The sequence below is a fragment of the Paenibacillus violae genome, assembly GCF_032461945.1.
GTDB lineage: Bacteria > Bacillota > Bacilli > Paenibacillales > NBRC-103111 > Paenibacillus_E > Paenibacillus_E violae.
The window spans coordinates 138193-160730 of the sequence record NZ_JAWCUD010000010.1; the positions used below are offsets into that span (position 1 = coordinate 138193).

Genomic DNA, 22538 nt, shown 5'->3' on the forward strand with positions numbered 1-22538 from the left:
AACGACTAACGAAAGGGGACCGATTTCGAAGTGACACGGGGCCTTCATTCTATTCATAGCCGGCTGTTTTTGCTTTTTATTTCCTGCATGCTGATCCTTTTAACTTTGGTAAGCGTGCTCTATTACAAGAAAACAACGGACATTATTCATAGCAAAATCAGTGATTTGGCGGAGAAAAATATTTCCCAGACGGTAGGTCTCTTTGATCTGCTGCTGCAGGGTTATGACAGCATTACGAAATCGCTCAACAGCAACTATGAGATGCTCAGGTTAATCCATGACCGTGACACAAGCAAAGATGAAGCGGTCAATATCATTAATGAGCGCACCATTACGAATATCATGGGAGCAGCCTACTACTCCAGAGATGACATTGTCGGAATTCATATCATTACGAATGCGGGCAAAAACTATAACTATGAACGTGGTTTTGACAGCGTCATAAATGCGGACTATGCCAGTACGGCCTGGTACCATAAGCTGCAGGATTCCTCCGGTGAGATGGTTTGGCTGGGTCTATCCAAAGGCTCGATCATCAACCGGTTTCAGCAAGATTCTGTTTTCGTATTCGGACGCAAACTGTACGATTTAACCGATCATCGCTTGATTGGCGTGCTGGTGATTGAAACGAACCCGCAGCCGATTCTGGCGGCGCTTTCGAACGTGAGGATTTCCCCGAACAGCCAGGTGTATATCGTCGATAAGGAAGATCATATGATTGCCTCTACCGCGGGAGAAAAGGACAGTCCACCTTCTTTCGGAGGCCTGCCGCGCCCGCAAAACAATGAGATCGTCGTGGATGACCGAACGGAACAACTGATTGTTTCCGCTAAAGCGAAGATGTCCGATTGGACCGTATTCGGTTTAACTCCCAAAGGTGATATTAACTCTGAGGTTGTGAAAACGAGAGAGTACCTGTACCTCGTGATCCTGGCGGTGGTGTTCCTATCCTTGGTGCTTGCGAGTATTATTTCCCAGAATATTTCCTCACCTCTTAAGCTGCTGATACGGGAGATGAAGCAGGTGGAGATGGGGAATTTCAAAGGGTCAGTAACGGTCAAATCGTTCGAAGAAATTAACTCGCTCGTGTCTTCCTTTAACCGCATGGTGAATCGGATGGATGAGCTGATTGATCGCATTACGCTCGCCACCGTAAGTGAGAAGAACGCGGAGCTGCAAGCGCTGCAATCTCAAGTTAATCCGCATTTTCTCTATAATACGCTGGATATGATTTATTGGATGTTAGACGAGCGGGAGAACGACCGTTTAGGTAAAGTTATTTTGGCTTTGTCCCATATGTTCCGCTACAGCAGTGACTGGCAGGAGGCCTCGAAGACAACCCTTCGCCAAGAGCTGGATCAAATGCGTCATTATATGACGATCATTGAGAGCCGCTTAGAAGGCAGGGTCAGCACCGTATTGGACGTTGCGCAGGAGTGTCTGGATGTGGTTCTTCCGAAAATGACGCTTCAGCCAATCATTGAGAATGCGGTCAAATACGGGCTGGAGCCGCTCGATCGTCCTGGCGTGCTGCGGGTCTACACGGAGATCAGCGAGCATGAGCTGCGGATTGTGATTGAGGATAACGGTGTCGGCATCGAGGAGAGTGCCCTCCAGTGCATGCAGGAACAGCTGATCAAGGACGCATCGGATATCGACGGTGCGATGGCGTCTCTGCAATCTCCACAGACAACCGGTGCATCCGGACAAACTAGACGAGGCATTGGCATTACCAACGTGCATCGCCGGATTGTTCTTATGTTCGGAGATATTTATGGACTTCGCATTCATAGCAAGCAGGGGGAAGGAACGACCGTCATCATTGCGATGCCGCTTCCTCGGAAAGGAGAGTAAAACCATGGACATTCTCATCGTAGACGATGAAACGGTGATCCGGGAGGGCATCCAGCGTACGCTGCTCAACCGCTTCCCCGAGCATCAGGTTCATCTCGCGGCGAACGCGGAGCAAGCGATTGCTTTGCTGCGGAGCCACCGCATTCAAATCGTCCTCACCGACATTCTCATGCCGGGAATGACAGGGCTGGAACTTATGAATATGTCCCGGAGCCGGCATCCGAATGTGAAATGGGTGGTCATATCCGCGTATTCCGAATTTTCGTATGCGCAGGAAGCTGTGCGGCTCGGGGCCAAGGATTATTTGCTGAAGCCGATCGGCAAAGAGGTGCTCAGCGAGATGATCCGGAAGCTTGGCGAGGAAATCGCTCACGAAATCGAGCTGAACGAGGAGTCTGAGCTCCTGAAAGCGAACCGCAAGTATTTGCAGGAAGCTGTCTTTCAGCGCTTTGCGCAAGGACTGGATACCGGGCGCATCGATATGAAGCCCTTCATGGAGCAGCACCCGTATTTCCATCTGATTATGGTGAAAATGGAGAGCGATAAGGCCGTTTTCCTCGAAAATTTCATTATCGAGAACGTCCTTCAAGAGCTGATCGAGCGCTACGGCAAAGGTTTCGTAACAGTGCACGACAGCAAAAGCCTGCTCGGCATCGTCACACTGCCGGACGCCGCGCTCTTAACCACACTCGTGGATGAGCTGCGCAGCCACCTCGTGAAGTATTTGAAGGTGCCCTTTCAGATTATGAGCTCCGAACAGATCAACCGCTTCGAGGCGGTGCCAGCCGAAGTACAGCGCATGCGTCAAGCTTCGACGACGCAGGTCTACGAGCATCATGCGAGCGGCAGCGACCGCTCGGTCGATGTGGCTTTGCAATATATTCGCACGCACTATCATGACGACCTGTCGCTGGAGAAGGTCGCAGCGATCGTTTACTTGAATCCGGTTTATTTCAGTCAGTTATTCAAACAGAAGATAGGCCAGGGATTCAAGGAATATGTTACGCATCTTCGTCTGGAACAGGCGAAGCAGCTTCTTTTGAACCCTAAGCTGAAACTGGCGGACGTCGCCGATCGAATCGGTTATCAAGACATGCGTCATTTCTCGCAGGTGTTTCGCAAGAAGTACGGTGTGACCCCCTCTGAGTATCGAAATGAGCAGACGCCGAACACGGTGTGAGAGTTGTCAAGAGTTAGCGGCTCAGCCAACTTTCAGCAAATTCTAATAATAGCGCTTAAAGCTAGGCGCCGCTTGGATATCTCGTAGGACTGGTAAATACCGGTCCTTTTATGTGTGTTATGGTGGACCCAGGGCCAAACAAGCCCATCACCATGATCCATGAAGGAGGATATCCCATCAAGTTACTAGTGAAAAAGAGCCGCCTTAGCAAATCATTCGTGGGAATTGGCCTGGCGCTTTCCTTATTAACGTCCGGAACGATGTTATTCGGACCTCAGTCAGCCTTAGCTGCTGCGAGTGATTCCACAACAACCGCAGCATATAGCGCCACGAGCACAAGCAAAGCAAGCGGTGTTGTGCGCACGGCACGATCCTATATCGGTAAAGTGCGTTACAAATTTGGCGTAAGAGACACGTCACGTTTGATTCTGGATTGTTCCTCTTTTACACAGATGGTTTTCAAGAAGAACGGGATCACGATCCCATGGAGTTCGGCTGATCAAGCGAAGTTGGGGACAGCCGTTAAGAAGAAAGCGAACCTGCGCGAAGGCGATCTCGTCTTCTTCAGTACGTCCAAGCCCGGCCGTATTAATCATGTGGGCATCTATGTCGGTAATGGCAAGTTCGTGAGCAACACGGCGAGCTCCGGCGTCGTCATGCTGGATATGAATGATAGCTACTGGAAAAATCGGTTTATCACAGGCCGTCGGTTGTAATTGACCGATGGCTCTCTTTAATGGTATATAAAAGAAAACCTACATAAGGGAGCAGGGAAGCCATAATGAACTTGAAGAATGCTTTTAACGATGTGAAAAAGTTCCACCAGACCTTTGAGCACCCGGTAGGCACAACTCCGCAGCGCTTGTCGGAGAGCCGCAAGGCGGCTCGCCTGGCTTGGATGCAAGAAGAGCTGGACGAGTTCAAAGAGGCGGCGACACTGGAAGACGAAGTGGATGCCATGATCGATGAGTTGTACTTCGTGTTGGGTACCTTAGTCGAGATGGGAGTCGAGCCGGGGCCGATTTTTGACATCGTGCATCATGCTAACATGTCCAAAGTGTGGTCGGACGGTCTAGTCCATAAGAACGAATTTGGCAAAACCATTAAGCCCCCCGACTGGCAGGACCCTTTCGACAAAATTAGAGCAGAAATTCGCAGGCAGATGGACGATAAATAAGTTTTCAGTGGAGGAGGAAGAGGCATGTTATTTCATACCAGGCTGAAAGAGCTGAGACAACAGCAAAATCTAACGCTGCGCAAACTTGGCGAGAAAGCGGGCGTCAGTTATTCTATCCTGAATGCCATCGAAAATGGTCGAATACAACCGTCGAATGATGTCGTAATTGCTCTAACAATTGCCTTGAAAATAGAGGATAAAGAGGAACTCTTATCCTTAGTAAGAAATGCCTCTGAAGGGTAATTGCATTAGCCAAATATGTGTGGTACAGTATTAATAGTCTTTGGGGTAAAACCTGAATTGCTTATTGCAAAGGGTTATCATTTTAGTTTGTGAAACCTTTTCCAATGTGTAATTTTTTTGTTCGAAACAAGAAAAAAGACATGTTAATTAAAACTTTGGAGGTATTACCCATGGCAGTAGGAACAGTTAAATGGTTTAACGCAGAAAAAGGATTTGGCTTTATCGAAGTAGAAGGCGGCAACGATGTATTCGTACACTTCTCCGCAATTCAAGGCGAAGGCTTCAAAACTTTAGACGAAGGTCAACAAGTTGAGTTCAACGTTGTTCAAGGCAACCGCGGACCACAAGCTGAGAACGTTGTAAAGCTGTAAGCTTTTGCTTGCATAGATAGCAGTTCGGAGAACAACTCTTAACATTATGTTAAGAGTTGTTTTTTTGCGTCGGGAACTGCGATAGCCCCTACGAGGCGTTTTACGATACGTTCGAGGGCTTGAAGGACCTTTATCCGCTACTGCTCAGAAAACGGAACAGAGACGTGCTCAGAAGCCTCTCAGGAGGCGTCCGTGCCATGAAAAAGGGCTGCCCCTTGAGTAGATGATCTACTTCGGGGCAGCCCTTCTTGATACTTGTCTGTCGATGAGAATTTACTGATACTCTTTCGCCTTTTTCACAAGCTCGTCATAAGCAGCTTCCGGTGTGATTTTGCCGAACATGACTTTCTCGCCGATCGTTTTGAAATCCTTCGCTGTGTAGTTGCTCCAGCCTTTAGCCCCGGCATTGAAAGGTTGAGCGTCAGGAGCTACATTCTTAATAAGTTCAATTTGCATTTTATCAGCAGGGGTGAGTTTCGGTGTTAAATACTCGAGCATTTTCTTGGAAACCGGCACGCCCCGTGTTGTGGTTAGAATATCTGCCGCTTCGCTGTCATTCACGAACCAGTCGATGAACTTCTTGGATTCTTCAGCATACTTGGAATCCGCGCTCACAGACCAGAACATGGAAGGCTTCAGCCAACCGCTGGATTGCACGCCTTTCGGTTGATTCACAAGGGAATAAACGTTAGGTTTTACAGCTTCATAACCAGGCAGCAGAGCAGCGAAAGTACGCTTCATAAATACGTTGTCATTGTTCATGAGGTCGAGCTTTGCATCAGACTCTTTATCCGTGGTCGCAATTTCTGCCGGAGGAATGACACCGGCTGTGCGAAGCTCGGCATATTTTTTAACAAAAGTTAGATAGGTGTCTTTGTCGATGTTGAATTTGCCGTCTTCCGTAATCGGATAGCCCTTGCCTTGGCTCAGTTGATAAGCGGTGTAGACCGTATAGTCAGATGTTGCGTCCATCAAGACATATTTATCTTTTTCCAGCTTGGCTTTGGCATCTTTACCGAATTGGAAGTATTCATCCCATGTCCAGTTATTTTTAGGTGGCGTGATTCCGAGTTTATCAACCGCATTTTTGTTATAGATCATACCGGTTGCGTTATTGCCTAACGGGATAGCGTAAAGTTTATCTTTGTACTTGCCTGAGTCTACGAGCGACTTGTCGATATCTTCAGTGCGAATGCCTTTCGATAAGTCAGCAAGCTGGTTTCTGCCCGCATATTCGGAAAGCCAAGCCGGGTCCATTTGAATGATATCAGGCGCATTTTTGGCGGCTGCCTGGGTAGCGAGCTTATCGGCGTAACCGTCAAATCCCGAAAATTCCGGTTCGAAGGTCACATTCGGATGTTTTTTCGTATAAGCATCCAGTGCTTTTAGCGTAGCATCGTGTCTTGCTTGTGAGCCCCACCATACAATACGCAGTTTCACAGGTTGCGTGCTTGCAGCGTTCGGCGCTGTCGTTGCAGCTGTGCTACCTCCTGCTGTACTTGCTTTATTCCCAGAACCGCATGCGCTTAAAGACAGCGCTATCAAAGCAGTCATGCTGAGCATGCCCCATTGTCTCATCTGCATTTTCATTGATAATCCCCTCTCGCTAGCTAGTCTTCCCTACAATCTCATTATAGGATTAACGGAAAAAATGAAGAATGATAGTAATGAACACACTTCTTTCACTTTTGATCACAAAATTACAAAGCACAAAACGGATGCTTCATTTCATGAACGACGGTTAACCGCTTTTGCCTACTTCGCTTGGACTCATGCCTGTATACTTTTTGAAAATAGAGCTGAAGTAAGGAACGTTCTTGTATCCAACCTTCTCAGAAATTTCATAAATGAGATGTTTGCCTTCGGCCAGAAGGGCCTGCGCTTTCTTCATTCGAACCTGAATCAGGTAGTTGGTGAACGTTTCGCCGGTTGATTTTTTGAAAATCTGGTTCAAATAGTTCCGGGATAAGTACAGTTTTTTCGACATATCTTCCAAGGATACCTCTTCGGCATAGTGGTCATGCGCATATTGAATCATGAAATCGACAGCTTCTTTATGTTTCGAATTCTCATTCCAATGCCGGCTGGTGGCGATGATATGAATTTTGGCGCGCAGCCACTCTTGCAAGTGGGTTGTCGTTTGAATTTGCATGATTTCCGACGGCAGATGCATGTCCGGAAATAGTTCATCCAGCACAATGCCAACACTGTACAGGGAGTAGGCGAAGATCGTCCATAACTCTGTGCAGAGATACTGTAAGTAAGCAGGCGTTATCGTTGGCATCTGCTGCAATTGATGAATATAGGCATCTACAATTTGTGAAGCAGTCTCTTCCTTCGAATACACAATGGCTTCCGCAAGTTCCTGATAAAACTTGATTGGCCGAATCGCCAAATCCGATGGCAGGGAGGTTGGTTTGCCTAGCTGCGGAGTCATCGTTTGCTGGAGCAGATCCAGGAAAGCCTCCTCGGTGGAATCGGATATTTCCTGCCAAGCTGTTTTCACTTGACCTATTCCAATACGGATGTTCAGTTTAAGATACATAAGCACACAGTCAGTAATCCGGTTGCCGATTGCGCGAATGCGGCCAAGGGATGCGTCAGCAGGCTCCGAAGGTTCAATATGAAACATGATCGCAGCATGATGGCTGTGAAGCTCGATGAAGTCGGATTCAGGCCAATCTTCCGATAAAATTTCCTGAATGATATTAGCCAGCGCAAAACGGAATAAATTCCAATCGATCAGCGACAGGTTTGCCGTGCGTATTGTGCTCATCAACTCAATGCCCATGACAAGGTGATGGCGATGAATCCAGTGCTGCTGCTCAGCGGGAGGGAGATTTAGGCCGGAAACCCATTTATGGGACGTCCCCGTCATGACCGATTTCAACCATTCCTGCTGCCCGAATGGTTCATAGAGCATCAGCTTTTTTCTAATGTCTTCTTGTTCCATCTTGATAAGCTCTTTGGCTTCTAGTTCTTTAATGACTTTCTCCAGCACAGTCCGAAGCTCATCTACGGTAACGGGTTTGGATAAATAGTCACTGACATGCAGTCGCAATGCTTGCCGGGCATATTGGAAATCGGTGTACCCGCTCAGGATAATGATCTCCCCTGGAAAGTTCGCTTCCCGGAGTTTTTCGATCATTTCAAGCCCGTTCATCACAGGCATGTAAATGTCCGTAATGACGATATCCGGCTGGGTCTGGCTGATCATCTCCAGCCCCTCGGCGCCGTCGCTGGCCTCGCCCGCGAATTCAGCGTCAATGGCTTCCCAAGGAATCGCCTTTTTCATGCCTTCGAGCACTTGAAAGTCATCGTCAATGATGAGTATTTTCCACATAATACCGCTCCTCCACCTGTTCTTTGTATTGAATTTGTGGCAGCAGAACCGTGACAAGCGTGCCATTGCCTTTAGAACTGGTCATTTGAACGCCGTAGGGAGGCCCGAAATAGGCTTCAATCCGCTCCTTCACGTTGCGCACACCATAACCGCCCGTCTTTCTTACCTTTGGTTGATTCCAATCGGGACGCAGCCCTACACCGTCATCCTCAATCTGGAATTGGATGTCTTGATTGACCAGCTGTACGTTCACCTGGATCTCGCCTTTTTTTCTGCCGTGGAAACCATGAATAATGGCATTCTCTATAAAAGGTTGCAGCGTTAACCTCGGAATGTAGAGCTCTCTGGCGGAGTCGTCGACGTTAATGGTGAATGACAATCGGTCGCCCCAGCGGATTTGTTGAATTTGCAAATAACATTCGACATGTGTGATCTCGTCGGCGATCGGAATGAGCGTCTCCCCGTTAGATAGGCCGATACGGAACATTTTGCCCATCAAGGAGAGAATTTTACTAATTTTGTCTTGGCCTGAATCAATGGCTAGCCAGTTTAGTTGATCCAACGTATTGTATAAAAAATGCGGATTAATCATCGCTTGCAGCGCTTGAATTTCCGCTTCACGCTGGCGTTTATGTTGAGCTTTCAAGGAATCCAGCAGCTCCTCAATGCGTTCCATTTGTTTGCGATAACCGTTAAACAGGTTTCCGAACTCATTGGTATAGTCTTGGGGCAAGTCTGCCACAAAACCCCGGTCCGGCAGCTTGCTCATGAAGGCGAGCAGTAACCTGATGGGCTTGGTAAATTGTCTGGAAATAAAAAACGTGACAAAAAATCCAACAATAATAGCGGAAAGCCCTACCGTTAAGAGAATCAGTGCCAGACGGATACTGCCGTTAATGATGTTCTTCCAAGGCGTTACCTCAACCAACATCCAGTTGGAAGGCGATTTGCTCCATACCAGTAAGGAATCGCTTTGCTGTTTGGCTGACAGATGTATGCTTCCGAACTTTTCATTTATGACTTTCAGTTTATCCAGTACATCGCCTTGCAGACTTTGATCCCCAATCGATGTCATTTTCCTGCCGCTAGCATCGAATAACAGCCGGCTTCGGCCTTCCGTTTCCCCCCGAATCAAGTCCTGAATTTCCGAAGATTTCACGTTCAGCATCAGCATGCCATAGTAAATACCGGAGTTATTATAAAGTTTCCTGGCATAGCCGATTACAGCGAGCGGACCTTTGTTGGTCTGAATCGTCCGTTCTTTAATCCAGGCCGAATCGTTATTTTGAATATCCGGAAACCAGTCTTCCTCCCGTACCTTTTGCAAATTATAGACGCGGATAGGACCCTGCGAATCCGGCATAAAAGGCCGCTCCGTATACAAATAAATCGACTGCACCATGGTTGTGCTGTAGGTGATGCTTGCCAGCAAATTCTCCAAATCCTGCTTCCGGCGATTGCGCTCAAATAAGTCGCTTTCGAGTGGATCGTATCCGATAATATCGATGTTTCTGGAAGCGGCTAGCGACATTTGCTCTATCGAGTTTAGCTGAATGACCAGACGTTTATTTAATTCATTTAATAGATCCTGCTGATAATTAGCGGTATTGCTGGCCAGCTCGCGCGAAGTGAGGCTGTAGCTTATCCATGAGGTGACGAGCAGCAGCACGGCGATGAAGGCAGCGAAACTGCCAAAGAACAGCCGGCCGATGCGGACACGCTTGAACATAGTAAACAAGGCTGATCCCCCTCATAAGATGCTATTAAACTGGAAAAAGGCTGCCAAATGCGCAACCTTTTTCATATTTATTTCATTTTAGCCTTTCACAGCACCTGAGGCAATGCCGTCAACAAAATGGCGCTGCGCCATAAAAAAGATGATGAGCGAAGGGATGATGGATAGCAGCGACATCGCCAGCAATTGTCCCCAAGGCAGTGCCGACTGGCTGTCCACGAACAGCTTCAAAGCAAGCCCGACGGTGTATTTGCTAACCGAGTTAATATAAAGCAAGTGTCCGAAGAAGTCGTCCCAGTTCCAAAGGAAGCAATAAATGGCGACTGTGACGAGCGCTGGCTTTGTAAGAGGAAGCACAATTCGCCAGTAGATACCGAACCAGTTACAGCCGTCCATCTTGGCCGACTCGTCGAGCTCACGCGGAATGCCGCGGATGAACTGCACCAGCAGGAAGATGAAGAAGGGGCCGCCAATCCCCCCAGCTAAGGCGTGCGGCACATAGAAGGGCAAGTACGTATTCACCCATCCCCAAGTATTAAACATGATGTACTGAGGCACCAAAGTAACTTGGCTTGGCAGCATCAGCGTAACCATCAGGATGGCAAACCAGAAGTTCTTTAGCGGAAAATCCATCCGGGCGAAGCCGAACGCGACCAAACTGCAGGAAATGACAGACGTAATAAGCACTCCGGCAATTAATTCAAAGGTATTGATATAGAAATGGGTAAACGTAAATTTAGGAATGGCGACCCAACCTTCGCTGAAGTTGCTCCACAACCACTCATTTGGCAGAAGAGAAGGAGAGCTCATTTCTGCATTGGATTTAAAAGCCGCTCCGAACCACCACAGCATGGGATAGATCATGATTAAGCTGAATATAGCCAATAAGGAATGAGTTCTTAACGTTCGAGATGACATCAGTGGGTTTCTCATTTACCTTTCGCTCCTTCTGTTTCGTAGAATACCCAGTAGCGGGACGAGGCGAAAATGATTGCGGTCACAACAGCGATGACCACAAGAAGTATCCAGGCCAGCGCCGAGGCGTAACCCATCTCATATCGGGAAAAGGCGCGATCATAGAGGTACAAAGCGTACATATAAGTCGAGTTAATTGGGCCGCCTTTTGTAATGATGAAGGCTTGCGTGAACATCTGGAAAGAACCGATGGTTTGCAGCACAAGGTTAAACAGCAGAACAGGGGACAGCATAGGCAGGGTAATACTGACAAACTGTCTTACTTTCGAAGCGCCGTCAACGGATGATGCCTCATATAATTCGGTGGGGATTTGTTTAAGGCCTGCAAGGAAAATCACCATGGATGAACCGAACTGCCAAGCGACAAGGATGATCAATGTTCCTAAAGCTGTCTTGGGGTTGCTGATCCAGCTGGTGCCGTTTATGCCGAGCATGCCAAGAAATTTATTAATAAAGCCGTCCATGCCGAAAATATTTTGCCAAAGGATAGCTACCGCAATGCTGCTTCCAATCAGAGAAGGCAGATAGATGAACGTGCGATATACCGAAATTCCTTTAATTTTCTTGTTGAGCATCATGGCCACCATAAGAGCGCTAAACAGCTTGATTGGCACAGATAATACGACAAACAGAATCGTTATTTTCAAAGACTGTCGAAAAATCTCGTCGTCTGCAAAAATTCGCTCATAATTACGCAAACCAATCCATTCCGGAGCGTCAAGCAGCGTATATTTGGTGAAGGAATAATACATCGATTGGATCATCGGCCAAAGTGTCAGCAGCAGAAACCCAAGGAGCCAAGGGGAAATAAACAGATACCCCGCAAACGGCGACTCCCAGCGGCCTTTCAAAGTGAAGGATGATGTTATTTTTCGGGAATGAACTCTTTGTGGAGCGATACTCGTTTCAGCTTTCATCGGGAATAACCGCCTTTCATGTCAGAACATCTTTATGCTTAGTATAAAAGCTAACAGCCCTCTGAAACATGAGAGTAATGAACACACTTCATTCACAATCGAACACTGGTAAAACATGCAACATGATTGTAGGCTTTCTCGGCCATGGCTTGTCTATATGAAGGTTTTCCTTATCTATCACTTCACACAACAGTGCAATTCAGCTTTTTGGTCAGCTTGCAGCATCAATTGCTTATGACCCTCCCTCTTTTTGCCCTGTTTTTTTGTGCGAATTTCATGCATTTTAGCTATTTTTTTGGTAGTTTTACATTGCTACCTACCTTAAAATAATAGATTTATTTTTCTGACTATTTTTTGTTGGTGATTAAAATTTACTTATATATATGTATTACTTATAAAATATCAGTATTGTATGATAATTTAGATAACTTGGGAGGACCTGATGAAGCAAGATTATCCGCTTAATCCCAATGGGATGGAGATTGTGTTTCTTGCTGTGTTTTTAATTTTGATCTAGAAATTTTACGGATATAAGCCCTATAATTGCCACCTCTTTAACGGCTGCCTGATAATATAGGGAACGGATTACAATGAAAAGTAGATTTATATGAACGCTTGTTTTTAGACGGGAATCATATAATGGATATTAAAGTTTTAATATTTTGAATTTTAAATTTTTAAAATGTAGATTGAAAAAAGTGGCAACTATTTCTGGGAGTCTTATCGTTGACACAGGCTAGCGTTTGCTTCACAAAACAAACAAGCCTCCAAGCCCACCTTCTGTGGGTTTTGGGGCTTATTTATTATTTATGATCTTGAACAACGGTGATCGAGTTTTCATTGCCGACATAAATCCGGTTGCTTCGCTTATTCAAAGCCATGTTCCCTGCTGACTGCCCCGTTCGCAGCTTGACCAGCAGCCGATTCGTTAGTCCGCTGTACACGAACAAATCTCGGGTGTCCGTATCTCCGACATAATAACGGTTCGTCAACGGGTTGACGAGGAGTGAAGAGAACGTGGGAATGGGTAAGGTTGCCGCAATCGTATTTGTTAGCCCGCTAACCACGAACAGTTTGCCTTTCCCCTCTTGCTGAGCGCTTGCCAGATAGATGCGATTCGTTAGGTCGTTTACGGCAAGCTCGCTTTGGAGTTTTCCGAGTTGAATGGGCGTGCTTTTACCGAGCGTTGCACCTGATATCACAGAGGCAAACCGGCTTAGATTATTAGCTACATAAATCCGATTCGTCTGAGGGATGATACCCGGCGTAATAATCGGATTTTTGCCTACTTTAATCGTTTTAATTACGCTCAACGTAGAGCCGTTGATAACATGAACAGAGTCTTCCATTACATTTGTTACATAGACCCGATTAGTTCGTTTATCCATAGCGATAAGGGCCGGTGATCCGCCGACTATTATGGTTTTCAGGACACGGTTGGTGCCGCCGTCGATGACGCTTATCGTTCCACTCGTATTAGCGACATAAATGCGATTTCTTATTCGATCAACAGCAATACCAAAAGGGCGCTCGCCGACTGGTACGTTGGTGATGGCCTTGTTTGTTTTTCCATTAATAACAGTGACGTTTGCAGCTCGGAAGTTTGTTGAATAAATTCGGTTGGTACGCGTGTTCACAGCCAGAAATGTAGCGCCATCTCCCGTCTGCACACTGCCGATCACTTTATTCGTGTTACCGTCCAGTACGCCTACCAGATTCTCGTCAAAGACATAATAGACGCGGCTTGTAGACGAATTAACGCGAATATCACCCACTTGGCCAGCCACGGGCACAATTTTGATAACTTGCGGGTTATGGGTTTGTTTAATCTTAACTTGGACCTTAGTTTGTATAAGGGGTTTTGAGAAGTGGACCATTGGAGTCCCCCCTTCCCTGTATTTAATGAATGCAATAGTATATGGTCGACGAAGGGAATCGGAAACTTGTACTTTTGTCTCAGGTGAGTTTTAGAGAACAATAAGTCCGCTAAGAGGGTCCTCTTGACGGTTTTTCTCTATACAAAATGAAAATAATGGTATAATTTAGGCGGTGAGTATTTAGGGGATTGCTAAAGGAGCGGAGTGTCTAAGATGTCTAAAAAAAGGTCAAGTATGCTAGTTGGTGTAAGCGTTTGCGTTTGTATTGGAACCGGGATTTGGGGCTTAAGCTCGCTTAATTTCAGGGAAAGGACAAGCAACCCGACAGCGATTGTAACCTCCCTGGCAGCAACAACCGCGGCAACACCTGTTGAGAGTACACCACCCACGCTTGCGAAAAAAAGTTTCAACAATCTTCTTCAGCAGTATGGCTCTATACCGCTTTCGGATGCGCATAACCATGATGCGAGTGATTCGAAGTACATAAGCATGCAAAATATGTGGAAGCGGGATGCAATGGATCGCATTGTTCTTTTCGGGGATGTATCGGAATCGAGCGCGATTCGAACCGATGCCTATGCCTGGGATGCCTATATAGAAAAGCCGGATTTCTTTGTGCCTTATTTCTCAGGCTTTGATCTTCATGATCCATCTAGTTTGGAGGTCGTGAGGAATAATCTGGAACAAGGCTATTTTGGACTAGGTGAAATTGCTGCCGCTTCGTATAATTCTCCCGTTGTATCGAAAGTGGAATGGAAGGCTAAGGATCCTATGGACGGCTTTCTACCGCAAATTTATGAGTTGTGTGCGGAGTATCAAGCGCCGATTCTACTCCATATCGATCCACCGAATGGCTTCGTGATTGATAAATTGGAGGAAGCCTTGGCTGCACATCCCAAGACAACCTTCATTTTCGGTCATGCGAATGCCTATAATTCACCTGAGAATATCAAACAATTATTAGAAAAGCATGATAACATCTATATGGATTTTTTTGCTGGGTTTACCGTGCTTAATTTGGAAAGTTCGAACCGGATCGAGGATTTTCTGCCTGTTATGAAGCAGTTCCCTGACAAGTTTATGCTCAGCACTGACTCCGGCTTCGGACTTGCAAGCGAGGATGCTGCCATCGAGGCGATGTATCGTGTCATGGATGCTATCGGAGATCCTGCACTGATCAAGAAAGTGGCTTATGATAATTTAGATGCGATCCTTCAGAATGAACCAGCTACCAAAACGCAGAAGGAAGCTATTCTGAAGAAGGACGCAAATCGTGATGTTACGAAGCTTTCGAAGCTAGAGGCTGGGAGGCTGCTTTGGGGTAAATAGTGATGAGCGTGATGAGTAATGGCTAGTCACATCAAAACATGCAAAAAGTACATCAAATTTAGAATAATTACCCCATTCTAGGTAATCTCTAATGTTTTTGATGTACAAAATGCACGAACACTTCTAAAGTAGGCTAAAACGCAAAGGTTTGCTGTACTTTTTACACTTTCTCGCAGACGCGTCGTGCATCGTCCGCGATAATAATCAGATAACAGTGAAGCATGGCGAAAAAGCCAGCCCCCACCGCATACGAATACGGTGGAAGGCTGGCTTTTTCTCGTTAGCGAAGATTAGCGCGCTTCAGCAGCCGCTGGATCGAGCGGTTTGCCTCAGGCAGGACAATGTCCTTGTCGATCGTCCGCATGATGCGGTTTTCCATGACGATCCGACCGTTAATGATCGTTGTCTCCACATCCGCGCGTGTCGCGGAGTACACGATGCGCGAGATCGGATCCACGTCGAAGGACGGATACGTGTGGAAATTGATGAGATCGAGGATCGCCAAGTCGGCTTTTTTGCCGACCTCGAGGCTGCCGATCTCTTTTTCCATACCGACCGCACGGGCGCCGCCGATGGTCGCCATGCGGAAGACCGTCTGCGCGTTCATCGCCGTCGGTCCGTGCACGGGCTTCTGGATGAGCGCAGCCAGCCGCATCTCGTTGAACATGTCGAGATTGTTGTTGCATGGTGCGCCATCAGCGCCAAGCGAGACGGAGATGTCGAGCTTCAGCATGTCGGGCGTCTCGGCAATACCCGAAGCAAGCTTCAAGTTTGAGCCCGGGCAGTGGCTCACGTGGACGCCACGCTCATGGATGATGCGCTTCTCCTCATCATCCAGCCAAATACAGTGCGCCAGAATGAGGCGCTCATTCGCTAAGCCCAGATGGTCGAGATACACGACATTGCGCATGCCGGTCTCGGCCTGCACAATCTCGATCTCGCCCAGATTCTCGGATGCGTGCGTATGCACTTTCACTTGGTACTGCTCGGATAAGCTGCGTACTTCACGCAGCAGCTCTTCCGTGCAAGAGATGACGAATCGCGGCGAGAACGCGTACTGAATGCGGCCGCCGTCGTGGCCATTCCATTTTTCGAGCAAATCGACGCTTTGCTGGAGCGATTCGGATGTTTTTTCTTGCAAAGGGAATGGCACCTCATCGCCCTTGTCCATCATCACTTTGCCGGACAAAGCGCGGATCCCGCTCGATGCGATGGCTTGGAAGGCGAAGTCGGTATGATGCACCGTCTCCATATCTACGATGGTCGTTGTACCGCTTTGAATCAACTCGCCGATGCCGAGCAAGGCGGAATAATAGATGGATTCCTCGTCGTGGGAGGCTTCCAGCGGCCAAATCCGCTGTTTCAGCCAATCCATCAGCTCCAAATCGTCCCCTTTGCCTCGGAACAACGTTTGGCACAAATGAATATGAGTCTGCACGAAGCCTGGAATGACCGTCCGGTTCTTTGCTTCTATCACCTTATCCACTTGTGCGGGGTCCACATCCAGATCAGGTCCAATTGCCTTAATTCTGTCGTCTTCAATGAGCAGATCTCCAACGAAAATATCCCCGTCGCGGTTCATTGTTACTATTTCTGCCTGTTTAATAAGAATCGTCGCCATGGGCATAAACCTCCTACTTCTGTTTATTGTATGACGTCAGGAACATAAAAAAACTAGCCACGAAAAATATGCAAATGCGCACATTCTTCGTAGCTAGAAATTTACGGTTTCTAAGTAGAGACCCTTAATCCGATTATTAAGGTTATACGAAAGAGATTATTCAGTTCGTGTAGTTCCTGCTTTTCTCTAGCGTAAACGGGCATCGGCTTTTTGTCAACGAAATGTTATGAATGCTAACACGAACCCTACATCCCCTCCCTCTTTTTACTCGGGATGATTTTGTGTTCCGCTGCCCACGGCATAAGGGGTCTTCACGCCTTCATACATGAGGTGCATTGACATGCCTGCGGCGGCATGCACAAGATTGTGGCAGTGATCCATCCATAATCCCGGATTATTGGCTACAAAGGCGACCTCATACGTCTCTCCCGGCATCACGTTCAGCGTATCGGACCACCAAGGGCTGCCGGTTGAGGGCTTTCCATTGCGCGAAAGGACAAGCACGTGATGTCCGTGCAGATGCATCGGGTGGTCGACATTTCCTCGGTTAATGAAGGTTGTTTTAACGAGATCCCCTTCCTTCACCATAAACATAGGCGCATTGGGAAATACTTCTCCATTCAAAGTGTAGAGAAAATCAAAGTTACGGTTAAAAATGCCGAGCTTATTGTCCAGAATTAGCGTAAATTCTCTATCGAAGCGGCTGCTCGCATCAAAAGCGGTTGCCGCGGGGTTACCATAGGTAAGAGGATCGAAGGCTACGGTAGGCGGAATCTCAGGGACATCCCCACTGCCATCGGAAGACATAAGAATGCCTCCGCTCCGATTCCCTCCTACATTTAAGTAGACCGGGCGCTCAGGCATGATGAACGTGATATCATACCGTCCACCTGTAGGAACAACTACGTGGGTATTCGTTAACACATCGGGCTTATTCAGTTCTGTTCCATCAATAGCCGCCACCTCAAAGTGGGTGCCAACGAGTGTATAGTTTTGATTCACCCAATCGTCCGTGTTAATCAGCCGCATTCGGACAGGCGTTCCTGGAGCGATCGCCATGCGTTCGAGTTGATCCGAGGCGCCAACGGCAATCGAAGCTCCTTTCCAACGATGCGTCATCACGGTAATGTCTTTTACAGGCTGAAAAGGTTCCGTTTTTGGCTCCACGATCAAAGCCCCGAAGAGTCCCATGCTGACGGCTTCGCGCGAGTCCTGATGAGAGTGATACCAGAACGTGCCGACCTGCTCGGCGCGAAAGCGGTACGTATACGTTTCACCCGGCATGACCGCATTTTGTGTGGCCCCCGCAACGCCATCTTCGGCATTCGGCACATCCAGACCATGCCAATGCGCCGTAACGCCCTGCTCAATATCTTGGTTAATGAGTGTAACCTCGATCAACTCTCCCTCTTTCATGCGAAGCTCGGGACCCGGAATTTGCCCGTTGTACGTCCAGGCATCGACGGTTTTGCCGGAGCTGAGCGTGACAGTCTTTTTCTGAGCGGTTAGTGTAAAATGGCGATCAGGTATCCCCTCGCGCGGACCCGCCAGGTCGGCGACAGAGATCATTTTGCCTGAATTACTGGTCATTGCAGCCATTCCGCTTTGGTGATTATGCTGACTCATATCGGCCGGCATCACACCGCCGTAATCGTACGTCCCGCTTGCCATATCGATTTCGGGAGGCAGCTCACTTTTGTCCATGGCATAGTTAAAAAGATAATAACCTGATGCTCCCAGCACGGCGAGTACACAGACCATAGCCAAGCCTCGTTTCCAAAAGGCCGGGGCCGTATAAGCTTCCATTTTGCTTACCTCCCTGTAACGGAACTGATGCCTCCACCAAAGTCCTGCCGTTGCCAGCACGAAGACAGCCAGCGGTATGGAAATATCAAGCCATTTGAACGGAACAGGCGGAACTAGTGCGAAGTAAAAGGAAGTTAATGCGGCGAGCGCTGCCATCTGAAAAGGAATGATGAGGCCTGGAGCTGCTGCTCTCAAATGTGCTGTTGAATCAACAGGCGCTGCCTGCTGCGTGTCTCCAAGTGCTTGTTTGGTGATCGAGCGCAGCTTGAGCAGTTTAGGCACGGCTACGAACCAGATGGTGAGAAGCGGCAAAAGGATCAGCGGTGCTTGGATGAACACGTGATCGATCCAAAAGGTAGTGAGCATGGTCTGCTGCATCCAAGCGATAGCGCCTAGAATAGCGGCGGCCGGAATAATTGGGAACCAGGCCCAGAACAACAGCTTGCGCGTTTTGCGATGCATGCGTTCAATGGTGCGGCTATAGAGCAGTCGAGAAGCTTTCACGCTCCCGATCCAGGTGCATATCACGAATAGCAACGAAGCTGCCAGAATAGTTCCAATACTTATGTTGTACAAAATGAAGCCCCTCCTAAGTGTTTACGATAGCTTCAGTATAGAGTCGCTGCTTGAAGCGGCAAACGGTCCGGGGACCAAGTATCTACCTAGACTAAAGTTGGGGACGCTCATCTTCTTTAATCACCAGCAGGGTCGGGTAAGCGATTTCATTAGCATGTAAGAATTGGAAATAGTTTGCGTTTTCAAATGTGATATGTTATGATGAATCCAATCGACAAAAAGAACCTGAATTCACATATTGTAAAGGGTTTTCATTTTTGTTAGTGAACCTTTTGCAATGTGTGAATTTTTTCTCTTTGAAGAATAAAAAACATGTTAATAATTTTTGGAGGTATTTCTCATGGCTACTGGTACAGTAAAATGGTTTAACGCAGAAAAAGGTTTCGGTTTCATCGAAGTTGAAGGCGGCAACGATGTATTCGTTCACTTCTCCGCTATCCAAGGCGAAGGTTTCAAAACTTTGGATGAAGGTCAACAAGTTGAGTTCAGCGTTGTTCAAGGCAACCGCGGACCACAAGCAGAAAACGTTGTAAAACTGTAATATAATTTAAAAGACTGCCTTTACTTTGTAATGGCAGTCTTTTTTCAATTTAGCTATTGAAGTTTACTTACGTAAAACGCTGAGGAGGTCCATCATGTATTCCAGAAAAAAGTCCTTTGAAGAGATGCCTCTAGAAAATGTGACAATATGGTCTTGTGAACAAGAAGGTTGTAAAGGCTGGATGCGAGATAATTTTACATTTGATCACGTTCCGACTTGCCACTTGTGTCAGTCCACTATGGTTCGAAGCGTCAAGTTACTTCCTTTAGTTAATAACACGAGCATTGATCAGAAAACGCTCAAAAAAGGCGTTCAAATTTAATATAACAAAAGCCCGGAGACTCTGCTGTCTTCGGGTTTTTTATGTTATTATGGACACGTATTGGAAGAAAATAGCCCATCGCAAGTGAGGGAGGAATAGATGCTGTGAAATCAAAAAAACGCCGGCAATGGCCGCTGCTGGTAGGCGCTTGTGTGCTTGCGGCATGTGTCGTCATCGTGATCGGCAAATCGCCGTTTGGCCCGGTCTCTTCTTGGATGGCAGCCGGGAAGGATGTTCCGGCTGCAGCAACACCAGTGCCCACGCCTCCACCTAGAGAGGCATTGGAGTTCCGCATGGTCGATCTCGACCATGGCTGGGTGAAATACGCCGATGGGATCGCGGCGACAGAGGATGGCGGCGGCATGTGGCAACCGGCCGCTGGAGAAGTGGCTGCTGCAGAAACAGCAGTCGACGGTACTCTAGCTGAGCTGCTCAGCTTGGAAGCTGGCTCAGTTAGTTCTACTCCTGCCCCGTTAACGGCCACGTTAGGCGGGGCTGCGTTACCGGTGAAGCAAACGCAGTTTCTGACACCGCGTATTGGTTGGGCGCTGCCCGCCAGCAGCAAGGATGCGAAGAATCCGCTGCTGATCACCGTAGACGGCGGGCAATCTTGGGTGGATGGCATGACCGCGGAGGTCAAAGAGGCCATCCTCAAGGAGAAGGACCATTTGCAGCAGCTGGCGAAGGAAAGGGATCTTTACGCAACGAAGGAAGCGGCGAAAGGGATCATGAGCGCCAAATGGAAGCTCGTGCCTGAGAGCGCGGCGCCCGGAGATGCGGTTCTTGTGCGTCACGATGAGCCAGGAACGATTACCTGGCTGAACAAAACGTACACGCTCCAACCATACGGAGCGGGGTATTTCACGTATTTGCCGATTTCGATGAGTGCGAAGCCCGGCAAATATCCGATCGGCGATCAGACCCTCACCATCGTGGCGAAGAAGTTTGAGACGCAGTATCTCAAGGTCACGTCGGAGATGGAGAGCATGAAGCAGGATACGGCGCGTATCAACGCCGATCAGAAGAAAATCGATCTGGCGCGAAGCAAGTCCGAGCCGGAATTTCTGTTCAGCGGGCCGTTCGTGAAGCCCATCGAGGGGATTTTGACGACGCCATATGGGTACACCCGTTACGTGAACGGGAAGTACGATAGCGCTCATATGGCGGTTGATCTGGCCGCAAAGGAAGGTACGCCGATCAAAGCGACTAATGACGGGATCGTTGCGCTGGCCGAGAGCCTGTATTTGACCGGCAATTCCATTTATCTCGATCATGGGATGGGGCTTTTTTCGCAGTACGCGCATCTCTCCGAGCTGCGGGTGAAAACAGGTGACCGGGTGAAGCAGGGCGACATTATCGGGCTTGTCGGCACGACCGGGTTCTCGACAGGGCCGCATTTGCACTTTACATTTTGGGCGCATAATGTACAGGTGAATCCGGATTTATTTTGGAATACGACACCGTTTCGTTGGGTTCAGCCCACGCAGGCTAAGCCTAAGGGTTGAACATAAGAATAAAGGATACCATTCCTCGCTATGCGGAGAGGTTGGTGTCCTATTTGTTTTATTTTAGCGTGGAGAGACGCTCGTAGGTTTCCGCGTCACAGATGACGAAAAGCTGCGCATCCTCGGGAATGAGCTGATCTAACTTCTGATTGATATTCAGTTGATCACGGTCCGAAATCAGTGTCGCCCCCTCAAGGAGCAGCTGCTCAAAGGCGTCGCGGTATGTGCGCCAAGAGCTTCTTTTACCAAGCACCTGAAGGTTGCTGCTGGACTGTCTGGTCAAGAGCTGGGACACAATCCGTGATGATCCCGGTGAGAACGCCGAGCGAACGGCAAGCTGTGAAATCGTCTCGGAGCCGAGGATAAATTCATTCACATTAACATGCTGGAAATTTTGCATATTTTCGCTGTTTTTAATCTCGACGATGGAGTGGACGTTGCGGTAATTGCGCTCGATGGTTGTGGCGACCAGCAGTGTTTTGCCGTCCACAAAGGAGGGATCGCGCAGCATCGCCTGATCTTCCGTGATCTCATTGGCAAAGATGAAGACGGAGCGGGCTTTTTCCATATTCGCCATCTCCAAAGTTTCCATATGTGTAGGATTGCCTCTTATATAATGAACTCTGTTATGTACAATCGGCGTTTTCTCGAGAGTATCGATGAGCACGACCTCAGTGGATGTATCGGTGTTCAAAATTTCTTGAATCGCCAGCTCCGCATGTTTGCTCCAATCAATGATCACGAAATGCTGTTCGCCTTGATATCTCAATTTGCCCGCTTCCTTTCGCTGTCTGTATATGAATAATGAATCAACGACTTTGCTGATTGTGACGGAGATGAGACCAATTCCGAAAATATACAAAAAGATGCCGAGGCACTTGCCGGCCACGGTTTTTGGCGCATAATCTCCATACCCAGTGGTGGTCACGGTCGTCATTACCCACCAAAGTCCGTTGAAGACGCTGCCGAAGGTTTCTTTTTCCAGCATATAAGCACTGATCGCAGATAGAAGGATGAAAAGAAAGGCCAGACTATAGATGAACTTGTTGTTCATTCGCAGCAGTTTAAGAAAAATCTTACTGAAATAGAACATGGGGCTCCCTTCCTGAAAAAGTAGATATTTGGTCCGTCCGCATGCTACAATCAAAGAACAAATGTTCTGGAAC

19 protein-coding genes and 1 riboswitch are annotated in these 22538 nt (G+C 47.8%); of the genes, 10 read left to right on the forward strand and 9 right to left on the reverse strand.

Annotated elements, in window-relative coordinates:
* The first annotated feature begins 87 nt into the window (after positions 1 to 87).
* The 6 genes from RQP52_RS25415 to RQP52_RS25440 all read left to right on the forward strand — a co-directional run bounded on the left by RQP52_RS25415 (position 88) and on the right by RQP52_RS25440 (position 4825).
* Positions 88 to 1854, forward strand: a complete 1767-nt coding sequence (locus RQP52_RS25415) for a sensor histidine kinase (RefSeq protein WP_315954427.1) — start codon at positions 88 to 90, stop codon at positions 1852 to 1854.
* Between the two features lie 4 nt (positions 1855 to 1858).
* Positions 1859 to 3034 (forward strand): response regulator, encoded by a 1176-nt coding sequence (locus RQP52_RS25420; RefSeq protein ID WP_315954428.1) that lies wholly within the window; start codon positions 1859 to 1861, stop codon positions 3032 to 3034.
* Between the two features lie 188 nt (positions 3035 to 3222).
* Entirely contained in the window at positions 3223 to 3750 is a 528-nt protein-coding gene (locus RQP52_RS25425; RefSeq protein WP_315954429.1) for a C40 family peptidase, read from the forward strand.
* Positions 3751 to 3815: 65 nt separating this feature from the next.
* Complete coding sequence (locus tag RQP52_RS25430; RefSeq protein ID WP_315954430.1) at positions 3816 to 4211, forward strand: pyrophosphohydrolase domain-containing protein; 396 nt, start codon at positions 3816 to 3818, stop codon at positions 4209 to 4211.
* 24 nt (positions 4212 to 4235) lie between these two features.
* The gene (locus RQP52_RS25435) at positions 4236 to 4454 is read left to right on the forward strand and encodes a helix-turn-helix domain-containing protein (protein ID WP_315954431.1); all 219 of its coding nucleotides are present in this window, start codon (positions 4236 to 4238) and stop codon (positions 4452 to 4454) included.
* Between the two features lie 170 nt (positions 4455 to 4624).
* Positions 4625 to 4825 carry a cold-shock protein gene (locus tag RQP52_RS25440; RefSeq protein WP_126140957.1) on the forward strand — a complete coding sequence of 67 codons (201 nt, stop codon included), beginning with the start codon at positions 4625 to 4627 and terminating at the stop codon, positions 4823 to 4825.
* Positions 4826 to 5098: 273 nt separating this feature from the next.
* Here the strand turns inward: RQP52_RS25440 and RQP52_RS25445 are convergent, their stop codons facing one another.
* The 6 genes from RQP52_RS25445 to RQP52_RS25470 form a co-directional block, all read right to left on the reverse strand.
* A complete protein-coding gene (locus RQP52_RS25445; protein WP_315954432.1) occupies positions 5099 to 6415 on the reverse strand; it encodes an ABC transporter substrate-binding protein in 1317 nt (438 codons plus the stop codon).
* Between the two features lie 151 nt (positions 6416 to 6566).
* Positions 6567 to 8168, reverse strand: a complete 1602-nt coding sequence (locus RQP52_RS25450; RefSeq protein ID WP_315954433.1) for a response regulator transcription factor — start codon at positions 8166 to 8168, stop codon at positions 6567 to 6569.
* Positions 8146 to 9897, reverse strand: a complete 1752-nt coding sequence (locus RQP52_RS25455) for a cache domain-containing sensor histidine kinase (RefSeq protein ID WP_315954585.1) — start codon at positions 9895 to 9897, stop codon at positions 8146 to 8148. The genes RQP52_RS25450 and RQP52_RS25455 overlap by 23 nt, the downstream gene beginning before the upstream one ends.
* Positions 9898 to 9984: 87 nt before the next feature.
* Positions 9985 to 10836: a carbohydrate ABC transporter permease gene (locus RQP52_RS25460; protein ID WP_379173421.1), complete on the reverse strand. Its 852-nt coding sequence runs from the start codon at positions 10834 to 10836 to the stop codon at positions 9985 to 9987.
* Positions 10833 to 11795 carry a carbohydrate ABC transporter permease gene (locus RQP52_RS25465; protein ID WP_315954434.1) on the reverse strand — a complete coding sequence of 321 codons (963 nt, stop codon included), beginning with the start codon at positions 11793 to 11795 and terminating at the stop codon, positions 10833 to 10835. The genes RQP52_RS25460 and RQP52_RS25465 overlap by 4 nt, the downstream gene beginning before the upstream one ends.
* Positions 11796 to 12598: 803 nt before the next feature.
* Complete coding sequence (locus tag RQP52_RS25470) at positions 12599 to 13672, reverse strand: YncE family protein (RefSeq protein WP_315954435.1); 1074 nt, start codon at positions 13670 to 13672, stop codon at positions 12599 to 12601.
* 213 nt (positions 13673 to 13885) lie between these two features.
* Between RQP52_RS25470 and RQP52_RS25475 the strand changes: the two genes are divergently transcribed.
* Positions 13886 to 15001: an amidohydrolase family protein gene (locus tag RQP52_RS25475; RefSeq protein ID WP_315954436.1), complete on the forward strand. Its 1116-nt coding sequence runs from the start codon at positions 13886 to 13888 to the stop codon at positions 14999 to 15001.
* 280 nt (positions 15002 to 15281) lie between these two features.
* On the opposite strand, the gene RQP52_RS25480 is transcribed toward RQP52_RS25475, so the two are convergent.
* Complete coding sequence (locus tag RQP52_RS25480; RefSeq protein ID WP_315954437.1) at positions 15282 to 16622, reverse strand: 5'-deoxyadenosine deaminase; 1341 nt, start codon at positions 16620 to 16622, stop codon at positions 15282 to 15284.
* Between the two features lie 70 nt (positions 16623 to 16692).
* Positions 16693 to 16792, reverse strand: a riboswitch (purine riboswitch).
* 94 nt (positions 16793 to 16886) lie between these two features.
* Positions 16887 to 19004 (reverse strand): multicopper oxidase family protein, encoded by a 2118-nt coding sequence (locus tag RQP52_RS25485; RefSeq protein ID WP_315954438.1) that lies wholly within the window; start codon positions 19002 to 19004, stop codon positions 16887 to 16889.
* A 340-nt stretch (positions 19005 to 19344) separates the two neighbouring features.
* Between RQP52_RS25485 and RQP52_RS25490 the strand changes: the two genes are divergently transcribed.
* The 3 genes from RQP52_RS25490 to RQP52_RS25500 all read left to right on the forward strand — a co-directional run bounded on the left by RQP52_RS25490 (position 19345) and on the right by RQP52_RS25500 (position 21372).
* Entirely contained in the window at positions 19345 to 19545 is a 201-nt protein-coding gene (locus RQP52_RS25490; protein ID WP_127453854.1) for a cold-shock protein, read from the forward strand.
* Positions 19546 to 19639: 94 nt separating this feature from the next.
* Positions 19640 to 19867 carry a cold-shock protein gene (locus tag RQP52_RS25495; protein ID WP_315954439.1) on the forward strand — a complete coding sequence of 76 codons (228 nt, stop codon included), beginning with the start codon at positions 19640 to 19642 and terminating at the stop codon, positions 19865 to 19867.
* A 104-nt stretch (positions 19868 to 19971) separates the two neighbouring features.
* Positions 19972 to 21372 (forward strand): M23 family metallopeptidase, encoded by a 1401-nt coding sequence (locus RQP52_RS25500; RefSeq protein ID WP_315954440.1) that lies wholly within the window; start codon positions 19972 to 19974, stop codon positions 21370 to 21372.
* Positions 21373 to 21430: 58 nt separating this feature from the next.
* On the opposite strand, the gene RQP52_RS25505 is transcribed toward RQP52_RS25500, so the two are convergent.
* Positions 21431 to 22465 (reverse strand): potassium channel family protein, encoded by a 1035-nt coding sequence (locus tag RQP52_RS25505; protein WP_315954441.1) that lies wholly within the window; start codon positions 22463 to 22465, stop codon positions 21431 to 21433.
* Positions 22466 to 22538: the final 73 nt, after the last annotated feature.

Bases quoted from the DNA above. Each gene is read 5' to 3' on its own strand.
- RQP52_RS25415 (WP_315954427.1), top strand. From the start codon at position 88: ATGCTGATCCTTTTAACTTTGGTAAGCGTGCTCTATTACAAGAAAACA.
- RQP52_RS25420 (WP_315954428.1), top strand. From the start codon at position 1,859: ATGGACATTCTCATCGTAGACGATGAAACGGTGATCCGGGAGGGCATC.
- RQP52_RS25430 (WP_315954430.1), top strand. From the start codon at position 3,816: ATGAACTTGAAGAATGCTTTTAACGATGTGAAAAAGTTCCACCAGACC.
- RQP52_RS25435 (WP_315954431.1), top strand. From the start codon at position 4,236: ATGTTATTTCATACCAGGCTGAAAGAGCTGAGACAACAGCAAAATCTA.
- RQP52_RS25440 (WP_126140957.1), top strand. From the start codon at position 4,625: ATGGCAGTAGGAACAGTTAAATGGTTTAACGCAGAAAAAGGATTTGGC.
- RQP52_RS25445 (WP_315954432.1), bottom strand. From the start codon at position 6,415: ATGAAAATGCAGATGAGACAATGGGGCATGCTCAGCATGACTGCTTTG.
- RQP52_RS25450 (WP_315954433.1), bottom strand. From the start codon at position 8,168: ATGTGGAAAATACTCATCATTGACGATGACTTTCAAGTGCTCGAAGGC.
- RQP52_RS25455 (WP_315954585.1), bottom strand. From the start codon at position 9,897: ATGTTCAAGCGTGTCCGCATCGGCCGGCTGTTCTTTGGCAGTTTCGCT.
- RQP52_RS25460 (WP_379173421.1), bottom strand. From the start codon at position 10,836: ATGAGAAACCCACTGATGTCATCTCGAACGTTAAGAACTCATTCCTTA.
- RQP52_RS25465 (WP_315954434.1), bottom strand. From the start codon at position 11,795: ATGAAAGCTGAAACGAGTATCGCTCCACAAAGAGTTCATTCCCGAAAA.
- RQP52_RS25470 (WP_315954435.1), bottom strand. From the start codon at position 13,672: ATGGTCCACTTCTCAAAACCCCTTATACAAACTAAGGTCCAAGTTAAG.
- RQP52_RS25475 (WP_315954436.1), top strand. From the start codon at position 13,886: ATGTCTAAAAAAAGGTCAAGTATGCTAGTTGGTGTAAGCGTTTGCGTT.
- RQP52_RS25480 (WP_315954437.1), bottom strand. From the start codon at position 16,622: ATGGCGACGATTCTTATTAAACAGGCAGAAATAGTAACAATGAACCGC.
- RQP52_RS25490 (WP_127453854.1), top strand. From the start codon at position 19,345: ATGGCTACTGGTACAGTAAAATGGTTTAACGCAGAAAAAGGTTTCGGT.
- RQP52_RS25495 (WP_315954439.1), top strand. From the start codon at position 19,640: ATGTATTCCAGAAAAAAGTCCTTTGAAGAGATGCCTCTAGAAAATGTG.
- RQP52_RS25505 (WP_315954441.1), bottom strand. From the start codon at position 22,465: ATGTTCTATTTCAGTAAGATTTTTCTTAAACTGCTGCGAATGAACAAC.